The organism is Jeotgalibacillus sp. S-D1, assembly GCF_004358665.1.
GTDB lineage: Bacteria > Bacillota > Bacilli > Bacillales > Jeotgalibacillaceae > Jeotgalibacillus.
Window position 1 is genome coordinate 44,349 of the sequence record NZ_SMZR01000009.1, and the last position, 15,488, is coordinate 59,836.

The 15,488-nt window shown below is 43.6% G+C and carries 14 protein-coding genes, 1 rRNA gene and 1 other annotated feature; all 15 genes read right to left on the bottom strand.

What is annotated here, in order from left to right:
- Positions 1-2 precede the first annotated feature (2 nt).
- Positions 3-746, bottom strand: coding sequence for a 23S rRNA (guanosine(2251)-2'-O)-methyltransferase RlmB (rlmB, locus tag E2R51_RS18035; protein WP_133378481.1), 744 nt, complete (start codon positions 744-746; stop codon positions 3-5).
- The gene (locus E2R51_RS18040) at positions 743-1,168 is read right to left on the bottom strand and encodes a Mini-ribonuclease 3 (protein ID WP_133378482.1); all 426 of its coding nucleotides are present in this window, start codon (positions 1,166-1,168) and stop codon (positions 743-745) included. The genes rlmB and E2R51_RS18040 overlap by 4 nt, the downstream gene beginning before the upstream one ends.
- A 4-nt stretch (positions 1,169-1,172) precedes the next feature.
- Positions 1,173-2,573 (bottom strand): cysteine--tRNA ligase, encoded by a 1,401-nt coding sequence (gene cysS / locus E2R51_RS18045; protein ID WP_133378483.1) that lies wholly within the window; start codon positions 2,571-2,573, stop codon positions 1,173-1,175.
- Positions 2,574-2,576: 3 nt separating this feature from the next.
- Positions 2,577-3,221, bottom strand: coding sequence for a serine O-acetyltransferase (gene cysE, locus E2R51_RS18050; protein WP_133378484.1), 645 nt, complete (start codon positions 3,219-3,221; stop codon positions 2,577-2,579).
- A gap of 95 nt (positions 3,222-3,316) precedes the next feature.
- Positions 3,317-3,538, bottom strand: a binding site (T-box leader).
- Between the two features lie 83 nt (positions 3,539-3,621).
- Complete coding sequence (gene gltX / locus E2R51_RS18055; protein ID WP_133378485.1) at positions 3,622-5,079, bottom strand: glutamate--tRNA ligase; 1,458 nt, start codon at positions 5,077-5,079, stop codon at positions 3,622-3,624.
- 25 nt (positions 5,080-5,104) lie between these two features.
- Positions 5,105-5,584: a 2-C-methyl-D-erythritol 2,4-cyclodiphosphate synthase gene (ispF, locus tag E2R51_RS18060; protein ID WP_133378486.1), complete on the bottom strand. Its 480-nt coding sequence runs from the start codon at positions 5,582-5,584 to the stop codon at positions 5,105-5,107.
- An 88-nt stretch (positions 5,585-5,672) separates the two neighbouring features.
- A complete protein-coding gene (ispD, locus tag E2R51_RS18065; protein WP_133378487.1) occupies positions 5,673-6,353 on the bottom strand; it encodes a 2-C-methyl-D-erythritol 4-phosphate cytidylyltransferase in 681 nt (226 codons plus the stop codon).
- 30 nt (positions 6,354-6,383) lie between these two features.
- Complete coding sequence (locus E2R51_RS18070; protein WP_133378488.1) at positions 6,384-7,487, bottom strand: PIN/TRAM domain-containing protein; 1,104 nt, start codon at positions 7,485-7,487, stop codon at positions 6,384-6,386.
- A gap of 185 nt (positions 7,488-7,672) precedes the next feature.
- A complete protein-coding gene (gene disA / locus E2R51_RS18075; protein ID WP_133378489.1) occupies positions 7,673-8,749 on the bottom strand; it encodes a DNA integrity scanning diadenylate cyclase DisA in 1,077 nt (358 codons plus the stop codon).
- A gap of 3 nt (positions 8,750-8,752) precedes the next feature.
- Complete coding sequence (gene radA, locus E2R51_RS18080) at positions 8,753-10,129, bottom strand: DNA repair protein RadA (RefSeq protein WP_133378490.1); 1,377 nt, start codon at positions 10,127-10,129, stop codon at positions 8,753-8,755.
- 85 nt (positions 10,130-10,214) lie between these two features.
- Positions 10,215-12,659 (bottom strand): ATP-dependent protease ATP-binding subunit ClpC, encoded by a 2,445-nt coding sequence (gene clpC / locus E2R51_RS18085; RefSeq protein WP_133378491.1) that lies wholly within the window; start codon positions 12,657-12,659, stop codon positions 10,215-10,217.
- Positions 12,656-13,735: a protein-arginine kinase McsB gene (gene mcsB, locus E2R51_RS18090; RefSeq protein ID WP_133378492.1), complete on the bottom strand. Its 1,080-nt coding sequence runs from the start codon at positions 13,733-13,735 to the stop codon at positions 12,656-12,658. Before mcsB ends, clpC begins: the two co-directional genes overlap by 4 nt.
- Positions 13,732-14,280 (bottom strand): protein-arginine kinase activator protein McsA, encoded by a 549-nt coding sequence (gene mcsA, locus E2R51_RS18095; RefSeq protein ID WP_133378493.1) that lies wholly within the window; start codon positions 14,278-14,280, stop codon positions 13,732-13,734. Before mcsA ends, mcsB begins: the two co-directional genes overlap by 4 nt.
- A gap of 19 nt (positions 14,281-14,299) precedes the next feature.
- Positions 14,300-14,761, bottom strand: a complete 462-nt coding sequence (locus tag E2R51_RS18100) for a CtsR family transcriptional regulator (protein WP_133378494.1) — start codon at positions 14,759-14,761, stop codon at positions 14,300-14,302.
- 604 nt (positions 14,762-15,365) lie between these two features.
- A 5S ribosomal RNA gene (gene rrf / locus E2R51_RS18105) occupies positions 15,366-15,481 on the bottom strand.
- Between the last annotated feature and the right edge of the window lie 7 nt (positions 15,482-15,488).

Below are 15,488 nucleotides of genomic sequence, written 5' to 3' on the forward strand. Positions count from 1 at the left end.
GATTAACCATCTAAAGGATGGCGTTTACGGTAGATTTCATACATTAAAATGCTCGCTGCAACGGAAGCATTTAGTGATGTTACGTGTCCGGTCATTGGCAGATGAATTAGGAAATCGCATTTTTCCCTGATTAAACGTCCCATACCACGACCTTCACTGCCGATCACAAGCCCCAACGGCATCGTCCCGTCAAACCGCCGGTAATCTTCACTTTCTTTTGCATCTGTCCCCGCAATCCAAAGGCCCTGCTGCTTCAAGTCATCAATTGTTCGGGCAAGATTGGTTACACGCGCTACAGGCACATGTTCAATGGCACCCGTGGATGCTTTAGCTACAGTGGCAGTAAGCCCCACTGAACGGCGTTTGGGAATAATGATACCGTGTACGCCGATGGCATCAGCCGTACGCATAATTGATCCCAGATTATGAGGATCTTCTAATTCATCCAAAATTAAGATAAACGGAAGCTCATCCCGGCTTTTTGCAAGCGCGAGCATATCATCCACTTCAGCATACTGATAAGCTGCAACAGAAGCCACAACGCCCTGGTGCTGACCTTCGAGCAGCTGATCCACTTTCTTTTTTGGTACAAACTGAACAAGAACACCTGCTTCTTTCGCCAAATGAATGACTTGCTGCATCTGGCCTTTTTGCGAGCCTTCTGCGATCCATACCTTATTTATTTCCCGTCCTGCTTTTAAAGCTTCTATGACTGGGTTTTTACCGCCGATAAACTCTTCACTCATCGCTGTTCTCCTTCCTGCTTGTCCATCATGATGGCAAACGATTCATACACAACCTGCTCCAGGCGTTCCTGCTGATTTGTTAAATACAAGTAGCCGATCAACGCTTCAAAAGCCGTGCTGTAACGATAGGTTTGCACATCGACATTTTTCGGCACAGTTCCCGATTTTGCATTGCGGCCTCTGCGAATAATCGCTTCTTCCGTCTCTGTAAAAAATCCTCTGCCAGCAAGAGTTTTTAAGGTGTAAGACTGACCCTTGGCTGAAACAAATTGAATAGATGCTTTTTGAAGGAAATTAGGTCTTACCTTCCCTTGAAGTAGGAGGTGATGCCGAACGAATTGCTCGTATACGGCATCCCCCATGTAAGCAAGAGCTAATGCATTCAGTTGTTTTGGATCAAGTGTATTTTTCTCTGCATTCATATCTTTACCCTCTTCTCCAACGAATACCCTGCGCTGTATCCTCCAATAGAATATTAAGATCTTTTAACTGATCACGAATGGCATCAGCCGTTTTAAAGTCTCTTTCCTTACGCGCTGTTTCCCGTTTCTGGATTAGCGCTTCTATATCTTCATCAAGCAGCTCTTTTTGTTTCACCATCGAAAATCCAAGCACGCCCGAGAGCTCATCAAAAGCAGCAATAAAGGCATTTATGACATTTGATGACGTGTTTTTCTCCCGAAGATAAAGGTTCGCCTGGCGAGATACGTCAAATAAAATGGATATCGCGTTTGCGGTGTTAAAATCGTCATCCATTGCTGCGCCAAAGGCTTCTTTTGTTTTATCAATTTCCTCTATCCATTGGTTGTCATTTTCTGTCAGACCTGCACTGGAAGCCTTTCGGTGAAGCAGATTATCATAGGAGGTGCGAATGCGGTCCAGTCCCGCTTTCGCAGCATTTAAAAGCTCAAGATTATAATTGATTGGATGGCGATAATGGACAGACAGCATAAAGAAACGCAGCACTTGCGGATCATGCTCTTTTAAAATGTCGTTCACTAAGACAAAGTTCCCGAGCGATTTCGACATTTTTTCATTATCAATATTAATATATCCATTATGCATCCAGTAGTTTGCAAATGTTTTGCCAGTCAGCGCTTCTGATTGAGCAATTTCATTTTCGTGGTGAGGGAATGCAAGATCCTGACCGCCTGCATGAATATCAATGGTATCGCCCAGATATTTTTTTGCCATAGCGGAACATTCAATATGCCATCCCGGACGCCCCGCTCCCCATGGACTTTCCCAGGAAATTTCCCCTTCTTTCGCCGCTTTCCAGAGAACAAAGTCAAGCGCGTCATCTTTTCGGTCATCCGATTCAATTCTTGCCCCGATTTTCAGCTCGTCGATCGACTGGTGGGAGAGTTTGCCGTATCCCTTGAATTTACGGGTGCGGTAGTAAACATCGCCTTTGGATTCGTAGGCATATCCCTTTTTAATTAGCGACTCAATGAATTCAATGATTAACTCGATGTTCTCGGTCACGCGGGGATGCACGCTTCCTCTTTTGCATCCCAGTGCCTCAACGTCTTCAAAGTAAGCCTCGATAAAGCGCTGGGCAACAGTAGGGACATCTTCCCCAAGCTCGTTGGCAGCACGAATTAATTTATCGTCCACATCCGTAAAATTCGACACGAATTTCACATCGTATCCGCGATACTCCAAATGACGCCGGACTGTATCAAATACAATCGCAGGGCGTGCATTCCCAATATGGATATAGTTATAAACAGTAGGGCCGCACACATACATGGAGACCTTTCCTTCTTCTATCGGCTTAAATAGTTCTTTGTTTCTTGTTACGGTATTATAAAGTTGAATGCTCATTTGTTACGAGCTCCTCTCTCTTTCCTTCTTCAACTGCTCTTTTACAAAAGCCAATTGGGTTTCTAAGTAACGCATCCGGTCCCATATTGGATCGGGCATATCCTGATGATCCAGATCCCGCCGCACTTTCATTCCGTTTCGCACAACCACTTTCCCCGGTATGCCTACTACTGTAGAGTTTTCAGGAACATCATTCAGCACAACAGAACCTGCACCTACTTTAGAATTTTCGCCAATCACAATCGATCCTAATACTTTTGCTCCTGTAGCAATTAAAACATTGTCTTTTAATGTCGGATGACGCTTTCCTTTTTCCTTGCCCGTGCCGCCCAGTGTGACACCTTGAAAAACAGTCACGTTATTGCCGATTTCACAAGTCTCTCCAATCACTACTCCCATGCCATGGTCGATAAAAAAACGTCTTCCTATTTTAGCCGCAGGATGGATTTCAATACCCGTAAAGAAACGGGAAAGCTGAGATATTACCCGGGCAATAAAATACAATTTTCGCTTATAAAAGACATGAGCAATTCGGTAGCCCCAAATGGCATGAAGACCAGAGTACGTTAAGATGATTTCAAAAGCGGATCTTGCTGCAGGGTCTTGATCAAAGACCGTATCAATATCTTCTTTAATGCGTTTAAACACCTTGCTCCCCCCTTTTATAACGACCAACGGATAAAACCTACTTTTCTTATTGGAAATATCAACTTATAAAGACAGAAAAAGCGCCTCTGTCATTTGACAGAGACGCTTGTAATGGCGCGGTTCCACTCTGTTTGAAGCAAACATTCTGCTCCCCACTTAATCAGAATAACGGTCTGGGTCCGCTTTTGCTTACTATAATTTCAGCAAAAGGCTCTGAGGGGCACTTCAAAACAGGAAATACCTGAACCACTCTCAGCCTGGCGATGGTTCTCTCTTATCGGGTTCCTGATTTTACTTTTCCTCATCTAAGCTTTACGACTATTTTTCACGTGAACGTCAGCTGCTGCAAACGGTGTCTGATTTATTATTTATTATACTATATACTATCTTGGCTGAAATGTTAATTTGAAAGTTTGCTTATGCGTGTTAAAACACGTTCCTTGCCTAATACTTCAATCGCATTCGGCAGTTCCGGACCATGCGTCTGGCCTGTTACAGCCACACGGATCGGCATAAATAATTTTTTCCCTTTATGCCCCGTTTCTTTCTGGACTGCCTTAATGGCTTTTTTAATCTCCGCAGCCTCAAATAATTCAAGCGACGACAGCTGCTTATGCAGTTCAGTCATGACTTCAGGAACTTGCTCCTCTGCCAGTACTGCACTCGCTTCTTCATCATATGCAAGTTCTTCTTTAAAAAACAGTTCAGACAGCTCGACAATTTCTGCGCCATAGCTCATTTGTTCCTGATATAAGGCCACCAGGCTGCGCACCCATGCATCTTCTTCCGGAGTACGATTTTTAGAAATGCGTTCTGCCTGTTCTAGGTGAGGCACTGCCAGTTCGACCACTTCATCCAGGTCCAGGTTTTTCAAGTACTGATTGTTCATCCACACAAGCTTCTGTGTATCAAATACAGCTGGAGACTTGGACAGACGTTCAGCATCAAAAATTTCGATAAACTGTTCTTTAGAAAAAATTTCTTCTTCTCCTTTAGGTGACCAGCCAAGCATGGCAATAAAATTAAACAGCGCATCCGGCTGATAGCCAAGATCTTTGTACTGCTCGATAAATTGAATGATTGATTCATCGCGCTTGCTGAGCTTTTTGCGATTTTCGTTTACAATCAGTGTCATGTGACCGAAAACAGGTGTTTCCCAGCCGAATGCTTCATAAATCATCATTTGCTTTGGCGTATTGGAAATATGGTCGTCCCCCCGCAGTACGTGAGAAATCTCCATAAAATGATCATCCAGTGCTACGGCAAAATTATAAGTTGGAATTCCGTCTTTTTTAACAATAACAAAGTCGCCAATGCCGTCGCTTTCAAATGATACGTCATCTTTTACCATATCGTTGAATGTGTAAACTTTCCCGGCAGGCACGGCAAATCGGATACTCGGCTCGCGTCCTTCGGCTTCAAGTGCCTGGCGTTCTTCCTCCGTCAGATGGCGGCATTTCCCGCTGTATCGTGGCATTTCGTTTCGTGCAGTTTGTGCTTCCCGCTCTGCTTCAAGCTCTTCTGATGTACAGTAGCATTTGTATGCTAAGCCTTTTTCCAAAAGCTCATCATAGTATTTGGAATAAATATCGTTACGCTCAGATTGACGATAAGGACCGTAGTCACCGCCAATATCGATGCTTTCATCCCAGTCAATTCCTAACCATTTTAAATAGTTCAGCTGAGATTGCTCTCCATCTTCAATATTACGCTTTTGATCTGTATCTTCTATGCGAATGATAAACTTCCCGCCCTGGTTTTTGGCGAATAAATAATTAAACAATGCCGTACGTGCATTTCCTATATGTAAATGCCCGGTTGGACTTGGTGCATACCGCACACGAACTTGTGATGACATAATAATCCTCCTAAAAGTGTTTATTCTATTTTGTTGACTGCAGCAGAATGGTTGCCTGCGCTGCTATTCCTTCTTCACGGCCTGCAAAGCCAAGTTTTTCTGTCGTAGTGGCTTTGACATTCACCTGGTTGGGAGAAGCTTCTAACAGCTCTGCTATCCGTCTTTGCATCGATTCAATATGTGGAGCCATTTTCGGCTTTTGTGCAATTATTGTACAATCAATATTCCCTAATGAATAGCCCTCTTTTTTAACAAGTTCCCAAACATGCGTCAGGAGCTTGCCTGAATCTGCTCCTTTAAACGCCGGGTCCGTGTCCGGGAAATGCTTGCCTATATCCCCAGCTCCTATAGCTCCGAGCGCTGCATCTGCTACTACATGAAGCAATACGTCGGCATCAGAGTGCCCAAGCAGCCCTTTTTCATGGGGGATCGTGATTCCTCCAAGTATGAGCGGCCGCCCTTCTGTTAACTGATGAACATCATATCCCTGACCAATTCGAAACATTCACGTTCCTCCTTTTACCCTTCAATTAATATGCCGCTCCCGGAAAGAAAGCCTGCGATGTTAACTTAAAAAAGCTGATGATCTGAAATTATGTGCGTCTTTTTCGCATGATCGCTTCAGCAAAAACAAGATCTTCTTTTGTTGTCAGTTTTATATTATCATAGTCTGCTTCAACGACTTGAATATTTTCACCCAGCTGTTCTACAAGAGACGCATCATCCGTTCCTGCAAAACCTGTCCGCTGTGCTTCATCATAGGCTTTCATGAGCAAAGAAAAACGAAAAGCCTGTGGTGTCTGAATCGACCACAAGCTGGAACGTTCTATCGTCTGATCAACCACTCCGTTAAGCACCTTTTTAATTGTATCTTTTACGGGCACCGCTGCAATGGCTGCTCCTGTATCATGGGCTTTTAAAACAAGCTTCTGAACTGTTGTTAACTGGATAAACGGGCGTGCCCCGTCATGAACGAGCACAATCGGTTCTTTTGCGTGCTGGAGTGCATGATGAACGCTTTGCTGGCGTTCTTTTCCTCCATCCACCATGCTGGTCACTTTTGTAATGTGGTGTTTTTTCAATAATTGTTCCAGTTGAGCCCGATCATCCGGGTGTATAGCCAGGAGGATCCCACGGCACTGATGGTCTTGTTCGAAAACATTCAGCGTATGCACAATTATAGGCGTTCCATCCACTTCAAGCAGAAGCTTGTTGCGATCTGCTCCCATTCGTTTCCCCTGCCCTGCAGCGGGGATCACCACTTCATATTCCATTTCACATTAACCCCTGTTCAAGTGCGAATATTATAACGCTTTTTCATACGCTTTTGGTTTTGCAAAGATCATCCTGCCTGCTGATGTTTGCAGGACACTAGTCACAATGACATCAATATGTTTACCGATAAAATTCTTTCCATCTTCCACAACAATCATTGTACCATCGTCTAAATAAGCAATTCCCTGATTTTGTTCTTTTCCATCTTTGATCATTTGGACATGGAGCTCTTCACCGGGAAGAACGACAGGTTTTACAGCATTTGCCAAATCATTAATATTTAGGACTTGAACACCCTGCAGGTCACACACTTTGTTTAAATTAAAATCATTCGTTACGACAATCCCATTCAGCACTTTTGCCAGTTTAACAAGCTTGCTGTCAACCTCTTGAATTTCTTCAAAATCACCTTCATAAATCGTCACCTGAATCGGAATGTCCCGCTGAATGCGCTTGAGTATATCAAGTCCTCTGCGGCCGCGGTTTCGCTTTAATGCATCTGAGGAATCAGCAATATGCTGAAGCTCTCCCAGTACAAACTGAGGAATAACAATTTCCCCATCCAAAAAACCGGTCTGGCAGATGTCTGCAATTCTTCCATCAATAATCACACTAGTATCTAGGATCTTATGACGCTTAGATGCAGGGTGCTCAGACGTTATCTGCTGCCCATTAATATCCAGTGCTTTTTTATTAGGGGATGTTCGAGTAAACAGCTGTATAAGCTCATCCCTTTTTGTGAACCCGACCCGAAAACCTAAATATCCTAAAAGGAGCGTCAGCAGGATCGGCACAACTGTGTTAACAATTGGAATTTCAATCCCATTTACAGCCACACTGATAAGAAATGCCACTATTAACCCAATAATAAGACCAACCGTACCAAATAAAATATCCGTTACAGGGACTTTAACCAGTGTATCTTCACACCATTTTACAAAATTAACCACGTAATCAATCAGCCAAAATGTAAGGATATAAAATATGACAGCTCCTAAAATTGCGGTGACATAAGGATTATTAATAAGTGCGTGGTCTAAATTAAAAGGTCCCAGCAATAATTCCGGAATTAAAAATACGCCTAAAGTACCACCTATAATTAAAAAGCATGATTGAACTATTCTTCTTAACATTCCTTCACCTCCTTGTTTCATTATTTACTAATTTACTTTTTTCAAACCCCTGATTATCATAAAATATTCCAAATAATAAATTAAAACCTTCTCTTGTCAAAAGAGTAGCACGATTTTAGAGAAGGTGTCAATTTTTACAAAACGACATATCATATCATAAATCTACAAAAGAAACAATCCGTCAATTAGAGCTGATTATCCGCAATCGACTGATCTTTAATAAGTCGCAGTCCATCTTTAATTTTTCTTGCCCTTACCTCTCCGATCCCTTCCACTTTATCCAGCTCCTGAACAGAGGCTTTTACCACACGGTTCAACTTTAAAAAGCGGTTAATCAGATTTTCAATAATGGCCATCGGAAGGCGGGGGATTTTATTTAAAACCCTGTATCCGCGTGGTTCGATCGCATCTTCTGCCAAACAGCCCTGTTGACCGAGCAATTTTAAAAGCACCGAATCATCGAGCACATCTGAAGTGACCAGGTCCTGAAAGCGCTGCAGCATTTCAAATGGTTCAAATGACTTTACATGTCTTTCTTTGGCATAATCCCGTATAATCATCATCGCTTCTTCTTCCATATCAGCCAAAAGCTCATTCATTTGCAGGCGGACAAGCCTTCCTTCCGTTCCGAGCTCCTTCAAATACACCAATAATTCATTTTTAATCCGAAGCACCATTTCAAACCGGTGGAGAACCTGAAGAACATCATGGAAAGTGACCATTTCTTCAAATTCCAGCAGAGTTAAATTTGATATGCTTTGATCCAGCACGACCCGGTATTTTTCAAGAGTTTGAACTGCCTGATTGGCTTTTGCCAAAATAACCGACAATTCTCTCAGGACATAACGGAAAGATGCCTTATACAATGTGATCACATTCCGGCGCTGTGAAATGGCAATAACCAGAACATCCGTTTCGCGGGCAACCCGTTCAGCTGTCCGATGTCTCATGCCTGTTTCAGATGATGGAATTCTCGGACTGGGAGCAAGCTGGGCGTTGGCAATTAATATTCGATTGCCTGCCTCATTTAAAAGAATGGCTCCGTCCATTTTTGCAAGTTCGTACAAATAGGTTGGTGAGAATGGACAATTTATCTGAAAACCGCCATCCACAATCGCTTTCATTTTATCGTTGTAGCCCACCACAATTAATCCGCCCGTATTTGCCCGCAGAACATTGTCAAGCCCCTCTCTAAAGGGGGTTCCCGGAGCAACCAGCTGAACGATATCAACTGAACGATCATGCTTCTTTTTCTCTTCCATTATTTAATCCCCCAATATTTGTTTCAGGGCCTGATTTACATCTGCTACCCCTATCACCTGGATATCATCAGGAAACTTCCAGCCGCCAATATTATTAGCCGGTACAAAAACGCGTTTAAATCCCAGCTTTGCCGCTTCCTGCACCCGCTGCTCAATACGTGACACACGTCTGACTTCACCAGTCAGTCCAACTTCCCCAATAATGCAGTCAAATGCATTCGATGGCTGATCCTTAAAGCTTGAAGCAATGCTCACTGCCACCGCTAAGTCGATCGCAGGTTCATCCAGCCGCACGCCCCCCGCCACCTTTAAATAAGCATCCTGCTGCTGCAGTAATAGGCCTACACGCTTTTCAAGCACCGCCATCAGGAGAGACACACGGCTTTGATCAACTCCGGTAGCCATTCTGCGCGGATTATTAAAGCTGGTAGGTGTAACAAGTGCCTGAATTTCCACGAGAATCGGCCTGGTTCCCTCCATGGATGCTACAACAGTGGAACCAGCAGCTCCCTGGGAGCGCTCTTCTAAAAAGATTTCAGAAGGATTCAGTACTTCTTCCAATCCAGTTTCTTTCATTTCAAAAATGCCCATTTCATTGGTTGAACCAAACCGGTTTTTTACTGCCCGTAAAATTCGGTATGTATGATGGCGTTCTCCTTCAAAGTAAAGCACAGTATCGACCATATGCTCCAATATTCTCGGACCCGCAATGGAACCTTCTTTTGTCACATGGCCAACGATAAAAATTGCAATATTTTTCATTTTGGCAATCCGCATAAGCTCAGCTGTACACTCACGCACCTGCGTTACACTGCCTGGAGCCGAAGTGACTTCAGGATGATAGACGGTTTGGATGGAATCGATTACTACAAAATCAGGGGATAATTGTTCGATGGATTGGTGGATGGACTCTAAATTGGTTTCTGCATACACAAATAAATCCTTAGATGTAACATTCAACCTGTCAGATCGCAGTTTTGTCTGCTTGACTGACTCCTCACCTGAAATATAAAGCACTGTATTATCTGTTTCCGCAAGCTGTGATGAAACCTGGAGCAGCAAGGTGGATTTTCCGATACCTGGATCTCCCCCGATTAAAATTAAGGAGCCTGGGACTACTCCCCCGCCAAGTACGCGATTCAGCTCGGCAATTTTTGTTTTCACCCTCGGCTCTTCAATTGATTCGACTGATACTAATGGTGTAGCTTTGCCCGAGCTTCCTTCAGGTGTATGAGTAAAAGATTTTCTTGGTTGTTTTCCTGTAATCGAGACGTCCTCGACCATCGTGTTCCATTCTCCGCACCCCGGACATTTCCCCATCCATTTAGCAGATTCATATCCACAGGACTGGCACATGAATTTTGTTTTCTTTTTTGCCACGCTTACTTTCAGCTCCTCTGATATTAATAAAGTAAAAAATAGTGCACGTGTTGCGTTAAAACACGTGCACCATCCTTAAGGTGTTCTAGTTCGTTGCTGAACCAGCTTCTTGCTTTCTATTTACAACAAATTCTCCATTTTCCACATCGATTTCGATTGTGTAGCCGGTAAGCACCTTGCCTTTTAGAAGTTCTTCCGACAAACGGTCTTCGATGTGCTTTTGAATTGCGCGGCGCAGCGGTCTTGCACCGTATTCAGGATCGTATCCTTCATCTGCAATTTTATCCTTGGCAACCTCGGTAATGGTCAGGTTGATGTCCTGCTCCTTCAGACGTTTTACCAGTTCATTAGACATAAGTGTCACAATTTCTTTCAAGTGACTCTTCTCAAGTGAGTGGAATACGATCATCTCATCAATCCGGTTCAGGAACTCTGGGCGGAACGCTTTTTTCAGCTCTTCCATTACTTGGCCTTTCATATCCTTATAATCCTGCTTGGAGTCCTGTACGTTGAACCCAACATTTTTATTGTATTTAAGGGCGTTAGCTCCCACATTAGATGTAAGAATCAGCACAACGTTTCTAAAATCGACCGTACGGCCTTTAGAATCCGTTAAACGGCCATCCTCAAGCACTTGAAGCAGAATATTAAATACATCCGGATGCGCTTTTTCAATCTCATCTAATAGAACAACAGAGTATGGCTTGCGGCGCACCTTTTCCGTCAGCTGGCCGCCTTCTTCGTATCCGACATATCCTGGAGGAGACCCCACTAAACGGGAGGTAGAGTGCTTTTCCATGTATTCAGACATGTCAATGCGAATCATCGCATCCTCATCACCAAACATGGACTCAGCCAATGCTCTTGCAAGCTCCGTCTTACCTACCCCTGTAGGACCAAGAAAAATAAAGGAGCCAATTGGCCGCTTCGGATCTTTTAGGCCAGCACGGGCACGGCGCACCGCTTTGGAAATGGCAGTTACTGCATCACTTTGGCCAATTACACGACCATGAAGTGTTTCCTCCAGATTCAACAGCTTTTGCGTTTCGGTTTCAGCAAGACGGGAAACCGGTACACCAGTCCAGGTAGACACAACATGTGCAATGTCCTCTACAGTTACTTCTGTATTTTCCTGGCCCTGTTTTTCTTTCCAGATCTTTTTCGTCTCATCCAGCTTTTCCTTTGTCTTTTGCTCAGAATCACGTAATGAAGCGGCTTTTTCAAACTCCTGACTTTGAACAGCAGCGTCCTTTTCTTTTCGGATCCCCTCTAGCTTAGACTCCAGATCCTTCAGATTTGGTGGTGTTGTATAAGAACGCAGGCGAACCTTGGACCCTGCCTCATCAATTAAATCAATCGCTTTATCCGGAAGGAACCGGTCTGAAATATAGCGGTCTGAAAGCTTAACAGCTGCGTCAATTGCCGCATCTGTAATCGATACGCGGTGATGGGCTTCGTAACGGTCGCGAAGACCCTTCAGAATAAGCACTGACTCTTCAGCTGTAGGTTCATCAACTTGAATTGGCTGAAAACGGCGTTCCAGAGCGGCATCCTTTTCAATATATTTACGGTATTCATCAAGCGTTGTAGCTCCAATACATTGAAGCTCACCGCGCGCAAGGGACGGCTTAAGGATATTGGATGCATCGATTGCTCCCTCAGCACCGCCGGCACCAATAAGTGTATGCAGTTCATCAATAAACAAAATAATATTGCCAGCCTGGCGTATTTCATCCATAACCTTTTTCAAGCGGTCTTCAAATTCACCGCGGTATTTGGTTCCTGCAACCACAGTACCCATATCGAGCGTCATTACTCGTTTGTCGCGAAGAATTTCAGGCACTTCATTTTGCACAATCTGCTGCGCCAGCCCTTCAGCGATCGCTGTTTTACCTACACCGGGTTCCCCGATTAGAACAGGATTGTTCTTGGTACGTCGGCTCAACACTTCAATAACACGCTGAATTTCCTTGCTTCTTCCAATGACCGGATCCAGGCTGCCCTCTCTGGCAATAACCGTTAAATCGCGGGCAAGGCCATCTAAAGTCGGCGTATTTGCATTTGCATTTGAACTGCCCTGATGTCCGCTTGCCTCATTGCTTCCCAGAAGCTGAAGCACTTGCTGGCGGGCTTTATTTAGGCTGACACCTAAATTATTCAGTACACGTGCTGCTACACCTTCTCCTTCACGGATCAACCCCAGAAGAATATGTTCAGTTCCCACGTAGGAATGGCCTAATTTACGCGCCTCATCCATTGAAAGTTCAATTACCTTTTTAGCTCTTGGTGTGTAATGAACACTTGGAGACTGCTCGGTCCCTTTACCGATTAATTCCTCTACCTCTTCCTGAATTTTATCAGTACTAAGGTTTAAGCTTTGCAAGGCCTTGGCTGCTATGCCTTCTCCTTCACGAACGAGTCCTAATAAAATATGTTCGGTGCCTATATTCGAATGGGAAAGACGTATTGCTTCTTCTTGTGCCAGTGCTAATACCTTTTGTGCTCTCTCAGTAAATCGTCCAAACATCATAGGTCTGTTCCTCCTTTTAGCTGTGTATCATCCATTTCCAGTCGTTCCCGTATTAATGAAGCTCTCCGTAAATCACGCTCAAACGGACGTAAAAAACCACCCGCATATTGTTGTAGAAAGCCTGGCTGAGTAAGTATCATCAACTCATTCAAAATCGACCTTGGTACATCCTTTATATACCCTATATCAATTCCTAAACGCACATCTGACAGACATTTAGCCGCTTCTTTGGATTCTATGATTCGGCTGAAGCGCAAAACACCATAAGATCTAAAAACACGATCCTCGAGTTGAACGCCAGATGTCTGAATCAGTGTTTCCCGTGCAGCTTTCTCCTGGGCAATAATTTGATGTACTACTCGAAGCAAATCCTCAACAATATCTTCCTCAGACTTTCCAAGCGTAATTTGATTGGAGATTTGAAAGATGTTACCTAAAGCTTCGCTGCCTTCCCCGTAAATTCCTCTAGCAACGAGACCAAATTGTCCGATTGCAGGAATTATTTTGTTCATTTGCTTGGTCATCATTAAACCTGGTAGGTGCATCATAACAGAAGCGCGCAAACCCGTGCCAACATTTGTAGGGCAAGTAGTAAGATAACCAAACTGCTCATCAAATGCATAGTCGAATTTTTCTTCAATGGCGTCATCCAGCTTATTTGCTTTTTCTAATGCTTCTTTTAACTGCAAGCCAGGGTATAAGCATTGTATTCGAAGATGATCTTCTTCATTTACCATAATGCTGATATTTTCTTCTTCTGAAAGCCACACTGCTGATTCTGTAGCGTTTTCTGCTAAATTTGGACTTATTAAATGTTTTTCAACTAACACTCTTTTTTGAAGTCCCTGCAAGTCTTTCATTTGAAATAATTCAAGCGGTTCATCAATGCTTTCCATCGTTTGTTTAAATTCTGAAGAAATTTCTGCGGCCTCTTCCTCAGAAAAAACAGTTGGAAACTTATGATGCTTGCTGTTGCGTGCTAATCGAATGCGGGTTGACAGTACAATTTCAGAATCGGGACCTTCTTCATTCATCCATGAACTTACCGCCTTTGACAAAAAACGTTCCAGCGTCATGATTCACTGCCCCCCTGCCCGTTTATATCGTGCTCAAGCGACCGTATCTGATCTCTTATAGTGGCTGCCTGCTCAAACTCTTCGTTATCAATGAGCATTTTTAATTCTGCCCGCAATTCATTTATTCTGCGTTTAACGTGAATCGTTCCCCCTTCACGCTCAGGCAGTTTCCCCTGGTGAACGGTATTTCCGCTATGCAAACGTTTTAATATTGTAGGAAGCTCCTCCCTGAACGCTTCATAGCAATGCGGACAGCCAAACTTGCCCAGCTTCATAAACCGCGAAAAGGTCAGCTGGCAATTACTGCAGTAAATTGATTCTTTCTCTGCCTGCTGTGCCTGATTTGCCTTTTTAATCACTGGAGATATATTTAACAGACCGGCCAGCAAATTATTAAATGAAAATGCACTGGCTTCATTAGATAAAAAGGACTCACCCTTATCCTGTGCACAAACCTCGCACAAGTGAACCTCTGTTTTCTCTCCATCTATCACTTTTGTAAAATGTAATGCTGCCGAACGTTTTTGGCACTCCTGACAAACCATCCCCAACTCACCTCACCTGTTATTTATACTTTAAAGTTAACAGCATCGCGGTTAACACACGGGCTCTAATTTCATCTCGCAATGGCAGAGGCAGCTGTAAGGCAGCCCGATCCATCGCACTTACCATCAGTTTTGCCTCTCTTTTGGAAATACATTCCTCTTCAAGCAAACGATAGACCACATCTTCTGCAGTTGCCTGAGCGATTTGCGACTGAAGAAGTTCGAGTACCTGATCAATAAGATGGGAATGATCATGGCTTTTCACCTTGATAATCCGAATGTATCCGCCTCCGCCGCGTTTACTTTCAACCACATACCCTCGCTCGACCGTAAATCTGGTATTAATAACATAGTTAATTTGCGAGGGTACACATTGAAACTTATCAGCAATTTCACTTCTCTTTATTTCAACTATTTCACTTCCACTACCCTCTAAAACCTGTTTAAGGTATTTTTCAATGACATCGGAAATGTTTTTCATAACCCCACCCCCTTTGACTTTGACTATCTTTGACATAAATTATACACCACATATAATTTAATTTGCAATGGATAGGAATTCAGGTAACTGATCACTCTCTTTTCTTCTGGAAATGTTAAAAATCTTTTATGGATCCTCTTTTCGATTAACTTTGACAAAGAATAATGTCAGTTTACAGGGTTTGGTATAAGACATGTTTTAGGGATTTTCGATATATTCTTTTATTTATCAATTCTTTTTAAGAAGAGACGCTATACATTGCCAAAAAAATTGTGAAATTTTTTTGTGAAAATGTTTTAGGAATAACGACATAAAAAAAGCCGTTCCCACAAAGGGGACGGCTCTTTACCGGTGCCTAGCGACGTCCTACTCTCACAGGGGAGGAACCCCCAACTACCATCGGCGCTGGGCTGCGGCATCCGATCCTCTTCGTCCGCTTCACTCACTCGAATCCTCACGTGCACAGCACGCTTTGGTTCTCGTTCCCTCCCGTCCTTGACCTTCTCGCGTCTTGAAACCCTCGCACGTTTCGAGCATAAGGATTTTTAATGAAAATAAAAGCACAAAAAAACCATTCCCACAAAGGGAACGGTTCTTTAATGGTGCCTAGCGACGTCCTACTCTCACAGGGGGAGACCCCCAACTACCATCGGCGCTGAAGAGCTTAACTTCCGTGTTCGGCATGGGAACGGGTGTGACCTCTTCGCTATCATCACTAGACGCTATT

What these genes read in the sequence shown, in the direction of transcription:
- rlmB (WP_133378481.1), bottom strand. Translation starts at nt 746, where the DNA reads ATGAGTGAAGAGTTTATCGGCGGTAAAAACCCAGTCATAGAAGCTTTA.
- E2R51_RS18040 (WP_133378482.1), bottom strand. Translation starts at nt 1,168, where the DNA reads ATGAATGCAGAGAAAAATACACTTGATCCAAAACAACTGAATGCATTA.
- cysS (WP_133378483.1), bottom strand. Translation starts at nt 2,573, where the DNA reads ATGAGCATTCAACTTTATAATACCGTAACAAGAAACAAAGAACTATTT.
- gltX (WP_133378485.1), bottom strand. Translation starts at nt 5,079, where the DNA reads ATGTCATCACAAGTTCGTGTGCGGTATGCACCAAGTCCAACCGGGCAT.
- ispF (WP_133378486.1), bottom strand. Translation starts at nt 5,584, where the DNA reads ATGTTTCGAATTGGTCAGGGATATGATGTTCATCAGTTAACAGAAGGG.
- ispD (WP_133378487.1), bottom strand. Translation starts at nt 6,353, where the DNA reads ATGGAATATGAAGTGGTGATCCCCGCTGCAGGGCAGGGGAAACGAATG.
- E2R51_RS18070 (WP_133378488.1), bottom strand. Translation starts at nt 7,487, where the DNA reads ATGTTAAGAAGAATAGTTCAATCATGCTTTTTAATTATAGGTGGTACT.
- disA (WP_133378489.1), bottom strand. Translation starts at nt 8,749, where the DNA reads ATGGAAGAGAAAAAGAAGCATGATCGTTCAGTTGATATCGTTCAGCTG.
- clpC (WP_133378491.1), bottom strand. Translation starts at nt 12,659, where the DNA reads ATGATGTTTGGACGATTTACTGAGAGAGCACAAAAGGTATTAGCACTG.
- mcsB (WP_133378492.1), bottom strand. Translation starts at nt 13,735, where the DNA reads ATGACGCTGGAACGTTTTTTGTCAAAGGCGGTAAGTTCATGGATGAAT.
- mcsA (WP_133378493.1), bottom strand. Translation starts at nt 14,280, where the DNA reads ATGGTTTGTCAGGAGTGCCAAAAACGTTCGGCAGCATTACATTTTACA.
- E2R51_RS18100 (WP_133378494.1), bottom strand. Translation starts at nt 14,761, where the DNA reads ATGAAAAACATTTCCGATGTCATTGAAAAATACCTTAAACAGGTTTTA.